Here is a 13,717-nt window from a genome sequence, read left to right as displayed (position 1 = left end):
CATGTTTTTAATCGATTTAACCTTTATTAAGATACACTATGGCTTCTTATTCAACGGCTGCTAATTTAAATGGTGAAAAAGCTTGGCTAGAAGAGTGCTATGATAGCGTTCATATACTTGATATTTTCAATCATATAAAGGAAGATACTATTTCAAGTAGGCGGGTTAGCTCAGCTATTGAAGCTGTCGCTGGCACTAGTTTTGATTATCTCAGCCAGTTGCAGCATGAACAAGACTATATAAAAGATATAAAAGAAGACCTGAATAATAATAAAAAACTGCTAGGAATACTTCATCAGGAAGAATTATCCCACTGGGTAAGCTTCATTGCTCAAATTACTTCTTCCCCAGAAAATCCAAATATTAAAACATTGGAAGTTATTTGCTTTAATAGCTTACAAACAGATTTTAATCGGCAACAACAAAACTCATTAAATAATTTTTTCGGACTAATAGCAGCACAACTTAATATTAACTATACTCGTATACGAGTAAATCACGTGCCAGGATTTGTACAAAAAGATGACCAGTCTTGTGGACCGCTAGCTGTTTTAAACCTACTTTGCCATGTTGGAGAGTTAAAACTTAAATCTAATGTTACTTTTACTCCTAAAGCCCTTAAATATATACGCCGATTACAATACAGATTTGCCAATAAAGAACTCAACTTTGACCAAGCTATTAGAAGAATCAAAAGGACATTTCCTGATATATTTGTTAATCAACCTAAAGCCACGAAAACAAGCATTGCGCCTGAAAATAATCAACCAACTATATTACCTATAATAAATGAAAAAAATACGGCTTCTAAGAAACCAGAGCAACCACTTTCTTTTTTTGGTAATATGGGTGACTTTATAGCGCAACATTCTTTCTTTTTTAAGTGTCTTGGTATTCTAATGGGAGCGTTGGTTATAGCTACCCTTACAGTAGATTTATCTTTGATCAAAAATTATTTACAAAATTATAAAAAACCGGCTAATTTATTGAACTCAAGCATATCTAACATAAATACTTTAGATACAGTTAGCACTCAAGTTTCACACATCCCTTTAACTCCTACTTCATGGCTTTCAAACATCACGAATAATGTAGGAAAGATACTTGCAAAATAGCAATGCTTACCTGTTTGTTTATTAGCTAGCCGGTAATTTTTTGTATTAGCCGATCAAATTGTTCTAAGTTATTAAAGTGTATTGTAACCTTGCCACCATTTTGGGCATTTTCAATATTAACTTTCATTCCTAAATGTTCTGCTAAACTATTTTGAATAGTTATCAGTTCGTCATCTTTATTAGTAGTAATATTACTATTGGCTGGTTGCTGGCTTAGCTTAAGTTTATTTGGATTTTTAAGTAAACTCTCGACTTCTCTTACAGATAGTTTTTTTTCAATAATGTTATCAGCAATTTCTTCAGCATGGATATTGCCTACTAAAATTTTTGCATGCCCTACTGTTAACTGCCCTTTATCAAGATAGCCCTTAATCTTATCAGGCAAATTAAGTAACCTAAGTAAGTTTGTAATATGGCTTCTACTTTTACCTAATTCATTAGCTAATTGCTCTTGGGTATAAGCAAATTTTTCAACTAGCTGTTGATAAGCTTCGGCCTCTTCAATAGGGGATAAATTCTCTCGCTGAATATTTTCAAGCAGTGCAAACTCTAACGCTTCTTTATCTGTAATGTTGATGATTACAACATGTAGCTTAGTTAAACCTGCTATTTTACTTGCTCTAAAACGCCTTTCTCCTGCAATTATTTCATAATAATCTTCAATTTTACGAACAATAACAGGTTGAATTAACCCTTTACTTTTAATCGATTGAGCAAGCTCTTGCAAAGACTCTTCGCTAAAATGCTTTCTAGGTTGGAACTTTCCTGGTCTAATTAACTCAATATCAATTATATTTTCTCCAGTACTGTTATTATTACCGCCCTTTTTCTCGGTAATATTTTTTAAAAATTCTTCATGCTCTCCTAGAAGAATTGATAGCCCTTTACCCAATGTTTTATTCTTCATATTGCGACTCTTTTATTTTTAACACTATTGTCGTTTCGATCATTTTTAAATTTATTATACATTTCTTTAACTAGATATGCATACGCTTGAGATCCTGAACATTTGTGATCATATATAATGGCTGGTTTGCCATGAGAAGGAGCTTCTGTTAGCTTAACATTCCTAGGTATAGCAGTTTGAAACACTAAATCACCCAAACAACCCCTTACATCCTGCTCCACCGCTTCGGTTAATCTATTACGTCTATCATACATTGTCAGCAGCACCCCAATTATTTGTAATTCAGGATTCAATTTTTGCTGGATGAGGTTAATAGATTTTAATAAGTGAGCAAGCCCCTCAAGAGCAAAAAATTCACACTGCAAAGGAATTACCACTCCTTTTGCTGCAGTTAAAGCATTAATTGTTAGCATTCCTAAAGAAGGAGGACAATCTATAATTATAAAATCATAATTATTACTAATTTCAGCTATTTTACTTTGTAGCACATACTCCCGTTTGGGAATATTAATTAACTCTATTTCGGTTGCGCTTAAGTCAACTGTAGAGCTAATAATATCTAGGCCTGGGATAAAAGTAGTAATAATGGCATCTTGAATATTCACCTCATCTATTAATACTTCATATATAGTCTTTTCTCTATTAGAAATTTCTACTCCCACACCAGTTGAAGCATTCCCCTGCGGATCTAAATCAATAAGCAATACTTTTTTTCTAGTTGCAGCAAAAGCAGTTGCAACGTTGATAGCAGTAGTAGTTTTACCAACTCCGCCTTTTTGATTAACTATCGCTATTATTTTTTGATGCATCTTTTATATCTGAGATAATTATTATTTTGCTATTCTGATTAGTTATTGATTCATCAAGACTAATATTCATATGGTATTTTGACAATGCCTTATTTATCTCTTGCTGATAATTTTCACCCTTAAGTAATATTAATTTATGTTTCTCAGGTAGTTTTTTATATACTATTTTTATTAAGTTATCTAAAGCAGTAAATGCTCGCGCTGTAATTACAGCAGATAAATTGGTATCATATACATTTATATCTAGGTTTTCTACTATAGCATCCAGTCCTAAATTTTGAACTACTTGTTTTAAAAAAATTGACTTTCGTCGATCTATTTCAAACAAAGTTACTTTATATCCAAAAATTGCTAATATAATTCCAGGAAAACCGCCCCCAGAGCCTAAATCACTAATTTCTGAATTGCGGCTAATATGCTTAATTAGTTGCAATGAATCTATTACATGTCTATTCCAGAAACTTTCTGATTGTATGTTCTTCTCTGCTACTAAATTTATAGTTTTATTCCATTTGTCTAAGAGAAGCAGATATGCATTTATTTTCTCTAATGTTTCACGTGGAACATTTAAATCAAACTTTTCTAAATACTTTAAATTTAGCAACTTTTATACACCTTTCTGATATGTAAAATAATTGCTATGATAGCTGCCGGAGTAACGCCTTGTATTTGTCTTAACTGAGCAACAGTTTTGGGTTTAAACATTTCAATTTTTTCTACAATCTCAATTGACAAAGCTTTAATATTTTTCAAACTTAGATCATTAGGAATCAACATATTATTTTCTTGTTGAATGATTTTAATATCCTGTTCTTGACGATCTAAATATGGTCTATATAACCCTTCTATTTCGACTGCTCTTTTGGCTTCGTCACTATAATTGTTCAAACTAGATTTAATTGCTAGAAAATTAGCCAGGGTAATATTAGGATAAGATAACAACTCAAACAAACTTCTTTTTACCCCATCTTGGTTTAGATTAAGACCATAGCTTTTAAGATGGTTGGGTGAGTAGCTTTCTAAAAGCAAATCATTTTTCAGATTAGTAATTTGTATCATTTTATTTGTGTATAGCTCTTCTCTTTTTTTGCTTACTAAGCCTAATTCAACTCCTCGATTAGTTAATCTTAAATCTGCATTATCGGCTCTTAAAGAGAGCCTAAACTCAGAACGCGAGGTAAACATCCTATAAGGCTCAGCCACACCTTTTGTTATTAAATCATCTATCATTACACCAATATATGAACTTGATCTTTCTAGTATAAACTCTTTATTAGATAATTTAAGAGCAGCATTAACACCAGCTACAATCCCCTGGCCTCCCGCTTCTTCATATCCTGTAGTTCCGTTAATTTGGCCTGCCAAAAATAAGCTTCCTATCTTTTTGGTTTCTAACGTTGGGTATAATTCTCTGGGATCTACATAATCATATTCAATTGCATAACCGGGTCTAATAAATTCTGCTTTTTCTAATCCTACTATATTTGCAACAATTTCTCTTTGAACATCTTCAGGAAGAGAGGTAGAAATGCCATTTGGATATACCACAAAATCATCTAAACCTTCAGGTTCTAAAAAAATCTGATGCCTTTCTTTATCTGCAAAACGAGAAATTTTATCTTCAATTGAGGGGCAATAACGGGGACCTTTTGATTCAATTTGTCCATTATACATTGGGGATAAAGTTTTATTTTTTTGAATAACTTCATGTACACGCGCATTAGTATGGGTAATATAGCAATTAATTTGCTTAGTAGTAATTTCTGTGTTTAAGTATGAAAATGGCTGAGGTACTGTATCACCCACCTGAGTTTCTAATATATCCCAATTGATTGTTCTGCCATCTAAGCGCGGCGGCGTACCTGTTTTTAGCCTACCCAGTTTAAAGTCAAACCTTTTTAAAGTGTTAGACAATCCTATGGAGGGATTTTCATTAACCCTACCAGCAGGGATCTTTACTGCCCCAATATGGATTAACCCATCTAAAAAAGTGCCTGTAGTTAATACCACCGATCGAGTGTTAATTTTACCGTTCACAACAGTTAAAACTGCGTCAACTTGATTATTATCAAGAATTATATCCTCAACCGAATCAAACAAAATACTTAGGTTTTTATAGTTTGTAAGTTCATTATGCATAAACTCTTTATATAGCTTCCGATCCGCTTGCGCTCTTGGCCCATGAACAGCAGGACCTTTACTCTGATTAAGCATTTTAAAATGTATGCCCGCATAATCTATAGCCCTTCCCATTATACCATCAAGAGCATCAATTTCACGGACAATAGTCCCCTTACCTATGCCACCTATGGCAGGATTGCAGGACATTTCGCCTAAATTGTCAGGCTTTAACGTTATCAATAAAGTGGCAGCACCTAATCGTGCCGAAGCGCAGGCGGCTTCAATGCCAGCATGCCCGGCTCCAATTACAACTACATCGTAATATTTTGTCATGATTGTTTCACGTGAAACATTTATAATTATTTGATCAACTTAATAACGCAAATATTAAATAACTTCAAGTAAATTACATTTGGTAATTAACTTTTAATTTTTTTAACACTTCATCACTGATAAATTTTAACTCTTCATATGCCTGGCTTTTTGGATCAAATTCACTTATTCCTTTGCCTTGAATTATAGCAGAGTTAAAAGCGACACGATTACCTAGAATATTCTTGGAGAGATTTTTTCCATATTTTTGATAAATACTTTCTAAGCCTTTTTTAGTAGGACTAACTCTATTCAAAACCATTAAATAATTAACTCTTTCATAGTCGCAAATATCAACTATTTTATCTACCGCCCATAAATCAAAACTATTGGGCTGAAGAGGAATTATAACAAGATCAGAACATTTTAAAACTTGTTTAATATCTGATTCAGTATGCGGAGGGCTATCAATAATAATGATATCAAATTTAAATTTATAAGAAGTTATCTCTGATGCTAATTTCCAAGCAGAGCTTGCGATTAACTTAACACCTGTGAGCCTATCTCCCATAATCTCTTGGCGCCTTTCAAACCAACGACTAACCGAACCTTGAGGGTCTATATCAACAATTAAAGTTTTAAGTCCTAATTGAAAAAAATTTACGGCTAAATTAATTGATATTGTAGATTTTCCTACTCCACCTTTTTGTTGTGCCACAACAATAACTTTGCTATTCATTGCCTATATAACCAACTTAAAATTACACAATGTTAAAAATTATTCCAGAAAACAACCATTTAGCAATAAAAAAAACCATAGAAATTTTAAATCAAGGGGGCTTAGTCTGCTTTCCTACAGAAACTGTATACGCCTTAGCTTGCGACATTAACAATCAAGACGCTATTAACAAAATATACAACCTAAAGAAACGCGATAGAAACAAACCTCTTGCGATACTATGCTCAGACTTAAAACAGGCTGAACCATTTGTAGAAATCAACAGCATTATCAAAACACTCTCAAAGCACTTTTCCCCAGGGCCTATCACTTATGTGACCAACCTTAAACCTTCAATGGCAGAAAAATTAAGCTTTACAACTAATAACAAAATTGGCTTTAGAATTCCTCAAAATGAGTTTGCTTTAAACCTACTCAGAAACTTTAACAATCCTTTAGTAGCCACAAGCGCAAATATATCCGGAGAAAAAAGCAGCTCAAATATTTACGAAATCACACAGTATTTTAGAGAAGAAGCTGATATTAAATTAATAATAGATGGTGGAGAATCAACACTAGGCATTCCATCAACCGTATTAGATGTGTCTTCTTCCGTAACTTTAATATTGAGAGAAGGCATTATCACGGCAGCGGATATCAAAAAAATTATAAAATAATTTTTAATCCGTAAGCTTTTTAAAAACTTTAAAATTCACAATTAAAAATCCGAAGGTTAATCCCAGAATCCCGAAAACTTTAAAGTTCACCCAAATCTGTTCAGAAAAATTTCGCCAAATTAATTCATTTATTAAAGCTAGTGATATAAAAAACCCACTAAATCTATAAGAGATTGATCTAAGTAACTGCTCATCTAGCTGAGCACCTGAAGGAAGAAGATGTTTTATATAATACTTACGGTTAATCACCCCTATCATTAGTATAACACTTAGAATTACATTAATTACTGTAGGCTTAAGTTTGATAAAAATTGGGTTACCTGTAAAATAGGAAATTATTGCAAAAAAACTCACAACAACTGCCCCAAAAAGATTGATATATGAAATTTTTTTATAAGCTAAATAACTGATTAGATTAGCAACAATTGTACTAAGCGAAAATATTATTGCAGCTATTATTAAATTAGACAACTTATAGGATGCAAAAAAAATTAATAATGGTATAAGTTCTAATAATAAATTCATTATTTTTCCAAACTGATGTTTAAAATTGAAATTGCGACTGCCATAAGACAAACCTTAAAGCAAGGCTATAATTTTTACAAGTTTAAATCTGATTTGCTTGCTGGATTTATAATATCTTTGATCTCCCTTCCGTTAGCAATGGCCTATTCAATTGCTGTAGGACTTCCACCGGCAACGGGCATTTACACTTCAATTGTGGCTGGATTTTTTACATCTTTATTAGGTGGAGCAAAATATCAAATAAGTGGCCCTGCGGGAGCTTTCATCGTTATCCTTGCTCCTATTGTTAGCAAATACGGCCTTAATGGCTTAATTCTAGCTCAAACCATTGCAGCTTTGATAATGATTTTACTAGCTATGACTCGGACTGGCAGCTTAGTATATTTTATCCCTCACCCAGTAGTAGTCGGTTTTACCTCAGGTATTGCAGTTGTTTTAATAGTTATCTCGTTACAAGATATATTAGGCATTAATATTAAATTAAACGGCTATCTTTTTACCAAACTATACGTACTTGCGAAAAACATTACTAATATTAATCTACCTGATATATTCATTTCCATTAGTTCTATACTAATTATAAAAAATATTAACAAACTTAAAATTAAGTATTTAAGCAAAATTCCATCTTTTGTATTAGCAATTATATCTTCTATTCTTGCTACTTTGATTTTTAAGCATTTTGGGTTTACTGTTCAAACTATTAATGATGTGGCAAACTCAGGTGGTGGAAGCGGCAATCCTTTTAAAATCAACCAAGATTTTTTCGAAGTTATTGTTAGTAATTTTAGCTTTGAGACTATCCCTGCTGTCATGCCAGCTGCACTAGTGATTGGCATTTTAGCAGCCTTAGAATCATTACTAGCCGCAAGAATGGCAGATAACATGACTCAGACTAAACACAATCCTCATAGTGAAATTATGGGTATAGGTATTTCAAACTTATTATGCGCTTTTATAATGGGAATGCCTGCTACAGGCGCATTAGCACGCACAGCAACAAACATCCGTTTAGGAGCAAAGTCTCCAATTGCCGGAATGCTCTGTGCATTATTTATTTATCTCTATATATTTTCATTTTCTTCTTTCCTAAAATATGTCCCTCTAAGCTGCTTATCAGCCTTGTTGTTTACTGTAGCAATTAACATGCTTCATATAGAAGAAGTTAAACAAATTCTTAAGTCTCGCCATAAATTTGATATAATAATATTACTTACAGCAATGTTACTTACAGCCATATTTGATATGATTGCAGGAGTATCTGTTGCAATGTTCATAAGTTTCTTTATCAAAATTTTTGAAATTGCCAATCTAACTAAAATCGAAATAGAGCACACACCAAATAGTAAATTGGTAAATATAAGCGGCACCATATTTTTTGCCAACTCTACCCGTATTGTTAATCAATTATCAAGAATTGTTAAGGGTTCAACCAATAGCATAATAGAGATAAATTTTAAAAATGCTATATTACAGGATACTACTGCGATTGCAGAAGTGATAAATTTTAATAAAACTATTGATCCTTCGAAGGTTAGGATTTATCTTAGTAAAGAAAACCAAGTAATGTATGATAATTTTGTAGATATTTAATGAATAAACTGCTTACAACTAAAAATCGTTTAGCTAAAGCTATTGAAAGATTAGAAAATGCTATAGAAAAAACGCTTATTAAAAATGCAACCTCTTACGAATTAGCTCAACAAGAACTAAAATTAAAAGAAGTTATAACAGAAAATGAAAGTTTAAAAAAGCAACTTTTAAAATCAAAATCTACAACGCACGAAATAGCTGAAGAATTAACCGAAACAATTAAGCAACTAAACTTATTAATAGAGCAACAACAAGAGCATGTCAGCAATTAGCTTAAAAATAAATAATAAAAGCTACAGTATTTATTGTTTACCTGAACAAGTACCTCACTTAAATAGGGTATCAACTATATTAGATTCCAAATTAAAGGAATTAAACAAGCAGTTTCCTACTGCAAGTCAAGATCATCTTCTAGTACTCCATTCACTACTAATGCTAGATGAGTTTGAAGAGCTAAAAACTACCATTAAAGATGAAGCAGTTACTGAAACAATAAATTCTGCCGCAGAACACATAGAAAACCTTGCCGAAAAACTGGAAAACCTATATCATTTAAATGATGGGGCTGCTTAGTACGTAAGAATTATGTTTCCCTTGGACCGATAAGTATCTTTTTGGGGAGCTATCTCTTATAATACTTAGGTATTATAACATGGCGCCCACCTTAACAAAAAGGGTCAGTGTGGACTAATCCTGCTTACGGCTAAAGTGGTTTCATCAATATTTTAATATGTCTTTATTAAAATCTATTAAAGGAATTAAACAAGCAGTTTCCTACTGCAAGTCAAGATCATCTTCTAGTACTCCATTCACTACTAATGCTAGATGAGTTTGAAGAGCTAAAAACTACCATTAAAGATGAAGCAGTTACTGAAACAATAAATTCTGCCGCAGAACACATAGAAAACCTTGCCGAAAAACTGGAAAACCTATATCATATAAATGATGGGGCTGCTTAGTACGTAAGAATTATGTTTCCCTTGGACCGATAAGTATTTTTTTGGGGAGCTATCTCTTATAATACTTAGGTATTATAACATGGCGCCCACCTTAACAAAAAGGGTCAGTGCGGACTAATCCTGCTTACGGCTAAAGTGGTTTCATCAATATTTCAATATGTCTTCATTAAAATCTCAATTAAGAAAAGAATATCTAAACTTAAGGAAAGGAATTTTACCTAATACTTATAATTTTGATTCTTCTATAATTACTCATAACCTACTTACAACTTTAAGCCTTTATCCCCCTTCTGTAAGTAAGAATATAGCTATATATTACCCCATCTTCAACGAGCCAAATATTTTAGAATTAGCTAGTTTATTAAAAGATAATATTATTTTATTACCCAAAATATGTGATGCAAAACTTATTTTTCTAAAAATGAACCATGAATTAATATCAAGTTATATTAATAGTACATTGCTTGAACCCGCTGGCGACATAACAAGCAACCAAGCGCCTGATATAATAATAGTTCCAGGCATTGTATTTAACAATCAAGGTTATAGAATCGGTTACGGCAAGGGTTATTATGATAAAACCATTGCATCGCTACCTAAATTACCATTATTAATCGGGGTAGGTTTCGAAATGCAACTAACCGAACTTCTCTTTCAAGAAAAGCATGATATTAAACTAGATTATTTGATAACTGAGAAAAACATTTATAATTATAGCTGACCAGGCTTTTTACCTTGTGATAAAGGATGAAAATCTTTAACAATGCTTGCAAGCTTATTCATAGTCAGATGAGTATATATTTGTGTAGTACTTATATCAGCGTGCCCTAGCAATTCCTGAATAAGCTTTAAATTCGCCCCATTTTCTAAAATATGGGTAGCAAAGCTATGTCTTAATATATGTGGGGAAACTTTAACTGGATCAATATTACTCCGAATAGCAATCTCTTTTAGAAATTGCCCAAATCTTTGCCTAGTTACATACCCCTCCTTGCTAGTAGAAGGAAATAAAAATAAGCCGTTGCTATCTAAGTCTTTTAAATATTCTGCAAGTAGATTACATATCTTTAAATGAAGCGGTATCAATCTTTCTTTGTTACCTTTACCTTTTACTATTAAAAACGGCAGTATTTTACCTTGCTCAAATTTTAGAGACGAATATTTTAACGAAACTAGCTCAGATACTCTCATACCGGTCGCATATAATAATTCTAACATTATATAAAACTTTGGTGATTGCCACGCCTGTGCGGTTTCTAGCAAGGCTTTAACTTCAAATAGTGATAAAAACTTAGGTAGATTCCTAGGAAGCTGTAATAATTCTAAATTAATTGCAGGCGACTCTCTAATAATCCCCTCTTCTACTAAATAATTAAAAAAATGTTTTATGACAGAAATATTCCGATTAACTGTAGAAATTGCAAATCGGTCTATAATAAGCTTGCTAATAAAGTTATTTAAAACATCGGCGGTAATATTAGTAATGTTTAAATTATTACTTGCTATGAATGACTCTAACCTAAGCAAATCATTCTTATATGATTCTATAGTATTTAAAGATGAGGTAACTTCAGATTGTAGATATTCAAGAAAACTTTTAATAACTTCCATAAAAATATTGGATTTGATAATAGTTTTAACATATTATATCAAAAAAATTTGCTTTAAACATGAATTTGATAAAAAACTTAAATAAGCCGATAGTACTGGTTGGTATTATGGGCGCAGGAAAGACCACTGTAGGCTATAGACTTTCTAAAGCATTGGATTTACCTTTTTATGATATTGACCAAGAAGTTGAAAAGATAGCTTGCTGCTCGGTTGCAGATATATTTTTTTATGCAGGTGAAGAATATTTTAGAAAAGTTGAGCTTAAAACAATTATGTCTTTAATTGAGAGAAAAACTCCTATGGTGATTGCCACAGGTGGAGGTGCCTTTATCAACGAAACCATTAGAAAAGCCATTAAACAATATTGTATTTCTATTTGGCTAAAGGCTAACATAGATATATTAGTTGAAAGAGTAGCTAGAAAAACCACTTCGCGTCCTTTAATTGATGGAAAAGATACTTTGTTAGTGATGGAAGGACTAGTGTCCAAGCGTTACCCAATTTATAGCCAAGCTGATATATCAGTAGATAGCGAAGTCCAATCACATGGTCACATGGTACAGTCAATACTTAAGTCTATTGAAGAATATATCTCATAACATGCATCAATTATTAATTTATAATGATTTAAATTCTATTATTGCCTATTTAACCTCTATAAATAAAGATAAACACTTCATAATAGATCAAAAAATTGTTAAGCATTATCCTGATTTATTCGAAGTTTTCTCTAATAAATATATTATTACAGTAGATGAGAATATTAAAAATTTAAATGTTGTATCAAGCTTAATAGCGCAATTGGTAAATGGCCAAATTTCTAAAGATAGCCTCTTAATAGGAATTGGCGGAGGGGTAATTTCAGATATCTGTGGGTTTATTGCTTCAATACTGTTTAGAGGAATAAAGCTCTGCCTGGTCCCTACCACTCTTTTATCAATGGTTGATAGCAGTATTGGAGGCAAAAATTCAATTAATGTTACAAACCTTAAAAATATTATAGGTACTATTTATCCTAGTCATACTGTTATTATTTGTGATAAATTTTTAAATAGCTTAGATAAAAAAGAAATAAGCTCAGGACTTGCAGAAATTATTAAAATTGCATTTACCTCAAATTATAGCTTGTATGATAAATTGCTATCTAAAAACTATCTAACCACTGATTTTAATCAAATAAGTGAAATTATTACACTAGCTATTAAAACTAAACTAGACATTGTTAATCAAGATATACAAGATGCCAACATACGAAAGATCTTAAACTTTGGCCATACGATAGGGCACGCTATAGAATCTATAAGTAATTTTAATATACCTCATGGCTTTGCAGTTGCATTAGGAATGTTGCTTGAAATTAAAATTACTCATAAACTGGGATTAAATAAAAGTACAATAGAGCCTTACTTAGAAAACCTAATAGAAAAGTATAATCTTACTGTTAACTTTGATTACTTAAACTTTAAAGAACCTATTAAGCGCGCTATCAAATTTGATAAAAAGCTTAGCGACCATTCACTTTCAATTACTATTTTTAATAAAATAGGCGAAGCTCAGCTACACCAAATCAGTTTAGATTCATTTATCGATACGTTTACTGGCATTTAACTGTGAGGGCTTATTTAGCAACTCATTATCTATTGGACGAACTTCATTAAATATGCACACAATATCAGCACCATTTCGTAAAGTAAACTGGCTTGCTACTCTTTCAATTACAATATATTTACCTGCAACACGATAATTTATTAAAGCTTCCTTGCCTGTTGAGTCAATTAGAAAGAATGCAGGTATCTCGGCATTCTTATCTCTAAATTCAAAATAAGTAAACTCTCCATCATCAAATATCTTTATAGGAGAAATAGAATCTGCTCCTGAAAGAGTATAATTAAAATTTAGCTTTTCAGGATGATCAAGATCCGGCAATTGGCTGCTTGAGGCATAGTTTTTAATATTAGCGTTAAAGTCTTCATCAGGATAAATAAATTTAACATTAAAAATCATTTCGGGATCATTAATATCAATCGCGTCTTTAGCATGCAGTTCAAAATGATATACTCTTTTGTTAGTAATAAGAGTCATATTAGTAGTAGCATTAGGTTCCACAGGCTTTAAAAACAACCTTTTTCCAGACGGTACTACCTGCCACGCTATTGAATCACCCATGGATATACTTTCTATTACTTCAGTATCATCAAACTCCATACTAGCTTGATATCCATAGAATCCTATAAATTTAAATACGTCTTCTGGATTATAGACAAGCACTCTAAGCCTGCTATCAATCGGCATTGCACGAGGCTCTCTTAACCCCCAAGAGTTATTAGTTAAAGAGAAAAACATAAGAGCAACTAAAAAAATTTTCATAAT

General features: G+C 32.1%; 17 protein-coding genes and 2 other RNA genes. 11 read left to right on the top strand and 8 right to left on the bottom strand.

The genetic code is table 11. The annotated features are described in order from the left end of the window. Nucleotides 1-38: 38 nt before the first annotated feature. On the top strand, nucleotides 39-1,115 hold the full coding sequence (locus EF513_RS03575) for a Ulp1 family isopeptidase (protein ID WP_125216045.1): 1,077 nt from the start codon (nucleotides 39-41) through the stop codon (nucleotides 1,113-1,115). A 25-nt stretch (nucleotides 1,116-1,140) separates the two neighbouring features. On the opposite strand, the gene EF513_RS03570 is transcribed toward EF513_RS03575, so the two are convergent. The 5 genes from EF513_RS03570 to EF513_RS03550 all read right to left on the bottom strand — a co-directional run bounded on the left by EF513_RS03570 (nucleotide 1,141) and on the right by EF513_RS03550 (nucleotide 6,003). After that, nucleotides 1,141-2,022, bottom strand: a complete 882-nt coding sequence (locus tag EF513_RS03570; protein ID WP_125216044.1) for a ParB/RepB/Spo0J family partition protein — start codon at nucleotides 2,020-2,022, stop codon at nucleotides 1,141-1,143. Continuing rightward, nucleotides 2,019-2,831 carry a ParA family protein gene (locus tag EF513_RS03565; protein ID WP_125216043.1) on the bottom strand — a complete coding sequence of 271 codons (813 nt, stop codon included), beginning with the start codon at nucleotides 2,829-2,831 and terminating at the stop codon, nucleotides 2,019-2,021. Before EF513_RS03565 ends, EF513_RS03570 begins: the two co-directional genes overlap by 4 nt. Beyond that, complete coding sequence (gene rsmG / locus EF513_RS03560; protein ID WP_125216042.1) at nucleotides 2,803-3,435, bottom strand: 16S rRNA (guanine(527)-N(7))-methyltransferase RsmG; 633 nt, start codon at nucleotides 3,433-3,435, stop codon at nucleotides 2,803-2,805. Before rsmG ends, EF513_RS03565 begins: the two co-directional genes overlap by 29 nt. Then, nucleotides 3,429-5,285, bottom strand: coding sequence for a tRNA uridine-5-carboxymethylaminomethyl(34) synthesis enzyme MnmG (gene mnmG / locus EF513_RS03555; protein WP_125216041.1), 1,857 nt, complete (start codon nucleotides 5,283-5,285; stop codon nucleotides 3,429-3,431). Before mnmG ends, rsmG begins: the two co-directional genes overlap by 7 nt. 73 nt (nucleotides 5,286-5,358) lie before the next feature. Next, nucleotides 5,359-6,003 (bottom strand): ParA family protein, encoded by a 645-nt coding sequence (locus EF513_RS03550; RefSeq protein ID WP_125216040.1) that lies wholly within the window; start codon nucleotides 6,001-6,003, stop codon nucleotides 5,359-5,361. Nucleotides 6,004-6,032: 29 nt separating this feature from the next. Between EF513_RS03550 and EF513_RS03545 the strand changes: the two genes are divergently transcribed. Continuing rightward, entirely contained in the window at nucleotides 6,033-6,659 is a 627-nt protein-coding gene (locus EF513_RS03545; protein ID WP_125216039.1) for an L-threonylcarbamoyladenylate synthase, read from the top strand. Nucleotides 6,660-6,662: 3 nt separating this feature from the next. Here EF513_RS03545 and EF513_RS03540 read toward each other — a convergent pair whose 3' ends face one another. Further along, a complete protein-coding gene (locus EF513_RS03540) occupies nucleotides 6,663-7,184 on the bottom strand; it encodes an inner membrane-spanning protein YciB (protein WP_125216038.1) in 522 nt (173 codons plus the stop codon). Between the two features lie 15 nt (nucleotides 7,185-7,199). Between EF513_RS03540 and EF513_RS03535 the strand changes: the two genes are divergently transcribed. From EF513_RS03535 to EF513_RS03505, 7 genes are all read left to right on the top strand, one after another. Next, on the top strand, nucleotides 7,200-8,777 hold the full coding sequence (locus EF513_RS03535) for a SulP family inorganic anion transporter (RefSeq protein ID WP_125216037.1): 1,578 nt from the start codon (nucleotides 7,200-7,202) through the stop codon (nucleotides 8,775-8,777). Continuing rightward, the gene (locus tag EF513_RS03530) at nucleotides 8,777-9,049 is read left to right on the top strand and encodes a hypothetical protein (RefSeq protein ID WP_125216036.1); all 273 of its coding nucleotides are present in this window, start codon (nucleotides 8,777-8,779) and stop codon (nucleotides 9,047-9,049) included. Before EF513_RS03535 ends, EF513_RS03530 begins: the two co-directional genes overlap by 1 nt. Further along, nucleotides 9,036-9,350, top strand: a complete 315-nt coding sequence (locus EF513_RS03525) for a cell division protein ZapA (protein ID WP_125216035.1) — start codon at nucleotides 9,036-9,038, stop codon at nucleotides 9,348-9,350. The genes EF513_RS03530 and EF513_RS03525 overlap by 14 nt, the downstream gene beginning before the upstream one ends. Next, a non-coding RNA gene (gene ssrS, locus EF513_RS03520) (6S RNA) lies at nucleotides 9,337-9,496 on the top strand. The genes EF513_RS03525 and ssrS (EF513_RS03520) overlap by 14 nt, the downstream gene beginning before the upstream one ends. 99 nt (nucleotides 9,497-9,595) lie before the next feature. Beyond that, the gene (locus tag EF513_RS03515) at nucleotides 9,596-9,736 is read left to right on the top strand and encodes a hypothetical protein (RefSeq protein WP_125216034.1); all 141 of its coding nucleotides are present in this window, start codon (nucleotides 9,596-9,598) and stop codon (nucleotides 9,734-9,736) included. Beyond that, nucleotides 9,723-9,882, top strand: a non-coding RNA gene (ssrS, locus tag EF513_RS03510) — 6S RNA. The genes EF513_RS03515 and ssrS (EF513_RS03510) overlap by 14 nt, the downstream gene beginning before the upstream one ends. Nucleotides 9,883-9,893: 11 nt before the next feature. After that, complete coding sequence (locus EF513_RS03505; RefSeq protein WP_125216033.1) at nucleotides 9,894-10,457, top strand: 5-formyltetrahydrofolate cyclo-ligase; 564 nt, start codon at nucleotides 9,894-9,896, stop codon at nucleotides 10,455-10,457. Here EF513_RS03505 and EF513_RS03500 read toward each other — a convergent pair. After that, on the bottom strand, nucleotides 10,448-11,347 hold the full coding sequence (locus EF513_RS03500) for a tyrosine recombinase (protein WP_125216032.1): 900 nt from the start codon (nucleotides 11,345-11,347) through the stop codon (nucleotides 10,448-10,450). The two genes, EF513_RS03505 and EF513_RS03500, sit on opposite strands and share 10 nt — an antisense overlap. A gap of 59 nt (nucleotides 11,348-11,406) precedes the next feature. On the opposite strand from EF513_RS03500, the gene EF513_RS03495 reads away from it, so the two are divergent. Further along, nucleotides 11,407-11,946, top strand: a complete 540-nt coding sequence (locus tag EF513_RS03495) for a shikimate kinase (RefSeq protein WP_125216031.1) — start codon at nucleotides 11,407-11,409, stop codon at nucleotides 11,944-11,946. A 1-nt stretch (nucleotide 11,947) separates the two neighbouring features. Continuing rightward, on the top strand, nucleotides 11,948-12,955 hold the full coding sequence (locus EF513_RS03490; protein ID WP_164503814.1) for a 3-dehydroquinate synthase: 1,008 nt from the start codon (nucleotides 11,948-11,950) through the stop codon (nucleotides 12,953-12,955). Here the strand turns inward: EF513_RS03490 and virB9 are convergent. Further along, nucleotides 12,926-13,714: a P-type conjugative transfer protein VirB9 gene (gene virB9 / locus EF513_RS03485; RefSeq protein WP_125216029.1), complete on the bottom strand. Its 789-nt coding sequence runs from the start codon at nucleotides 13,712-13,714 to the stop codon at nucleotides 12,926-12,928. The two genes, EF513_RS03490 and virB9, sit on opposite strands and share 30 nt — an antisense overlap. Nucleotides 13,715-13,717: the final 3 nt, after the last annotated feature.

The organism is Rickettsiales endosymbiont of Stachyamoeba lipophora, from assembly GCF_003932735.1.
Taxonomy (GTDB): Bacteria; Pseudomonadota; Alphaproteobacteria; order Rickettsiales; family 33-17; genus RICK01.
The sequence above is the reverse complement of the archived record's forward strand: the minus strand, read 5'-3'. Positions and strand labels throughout refer to the sequence as shown.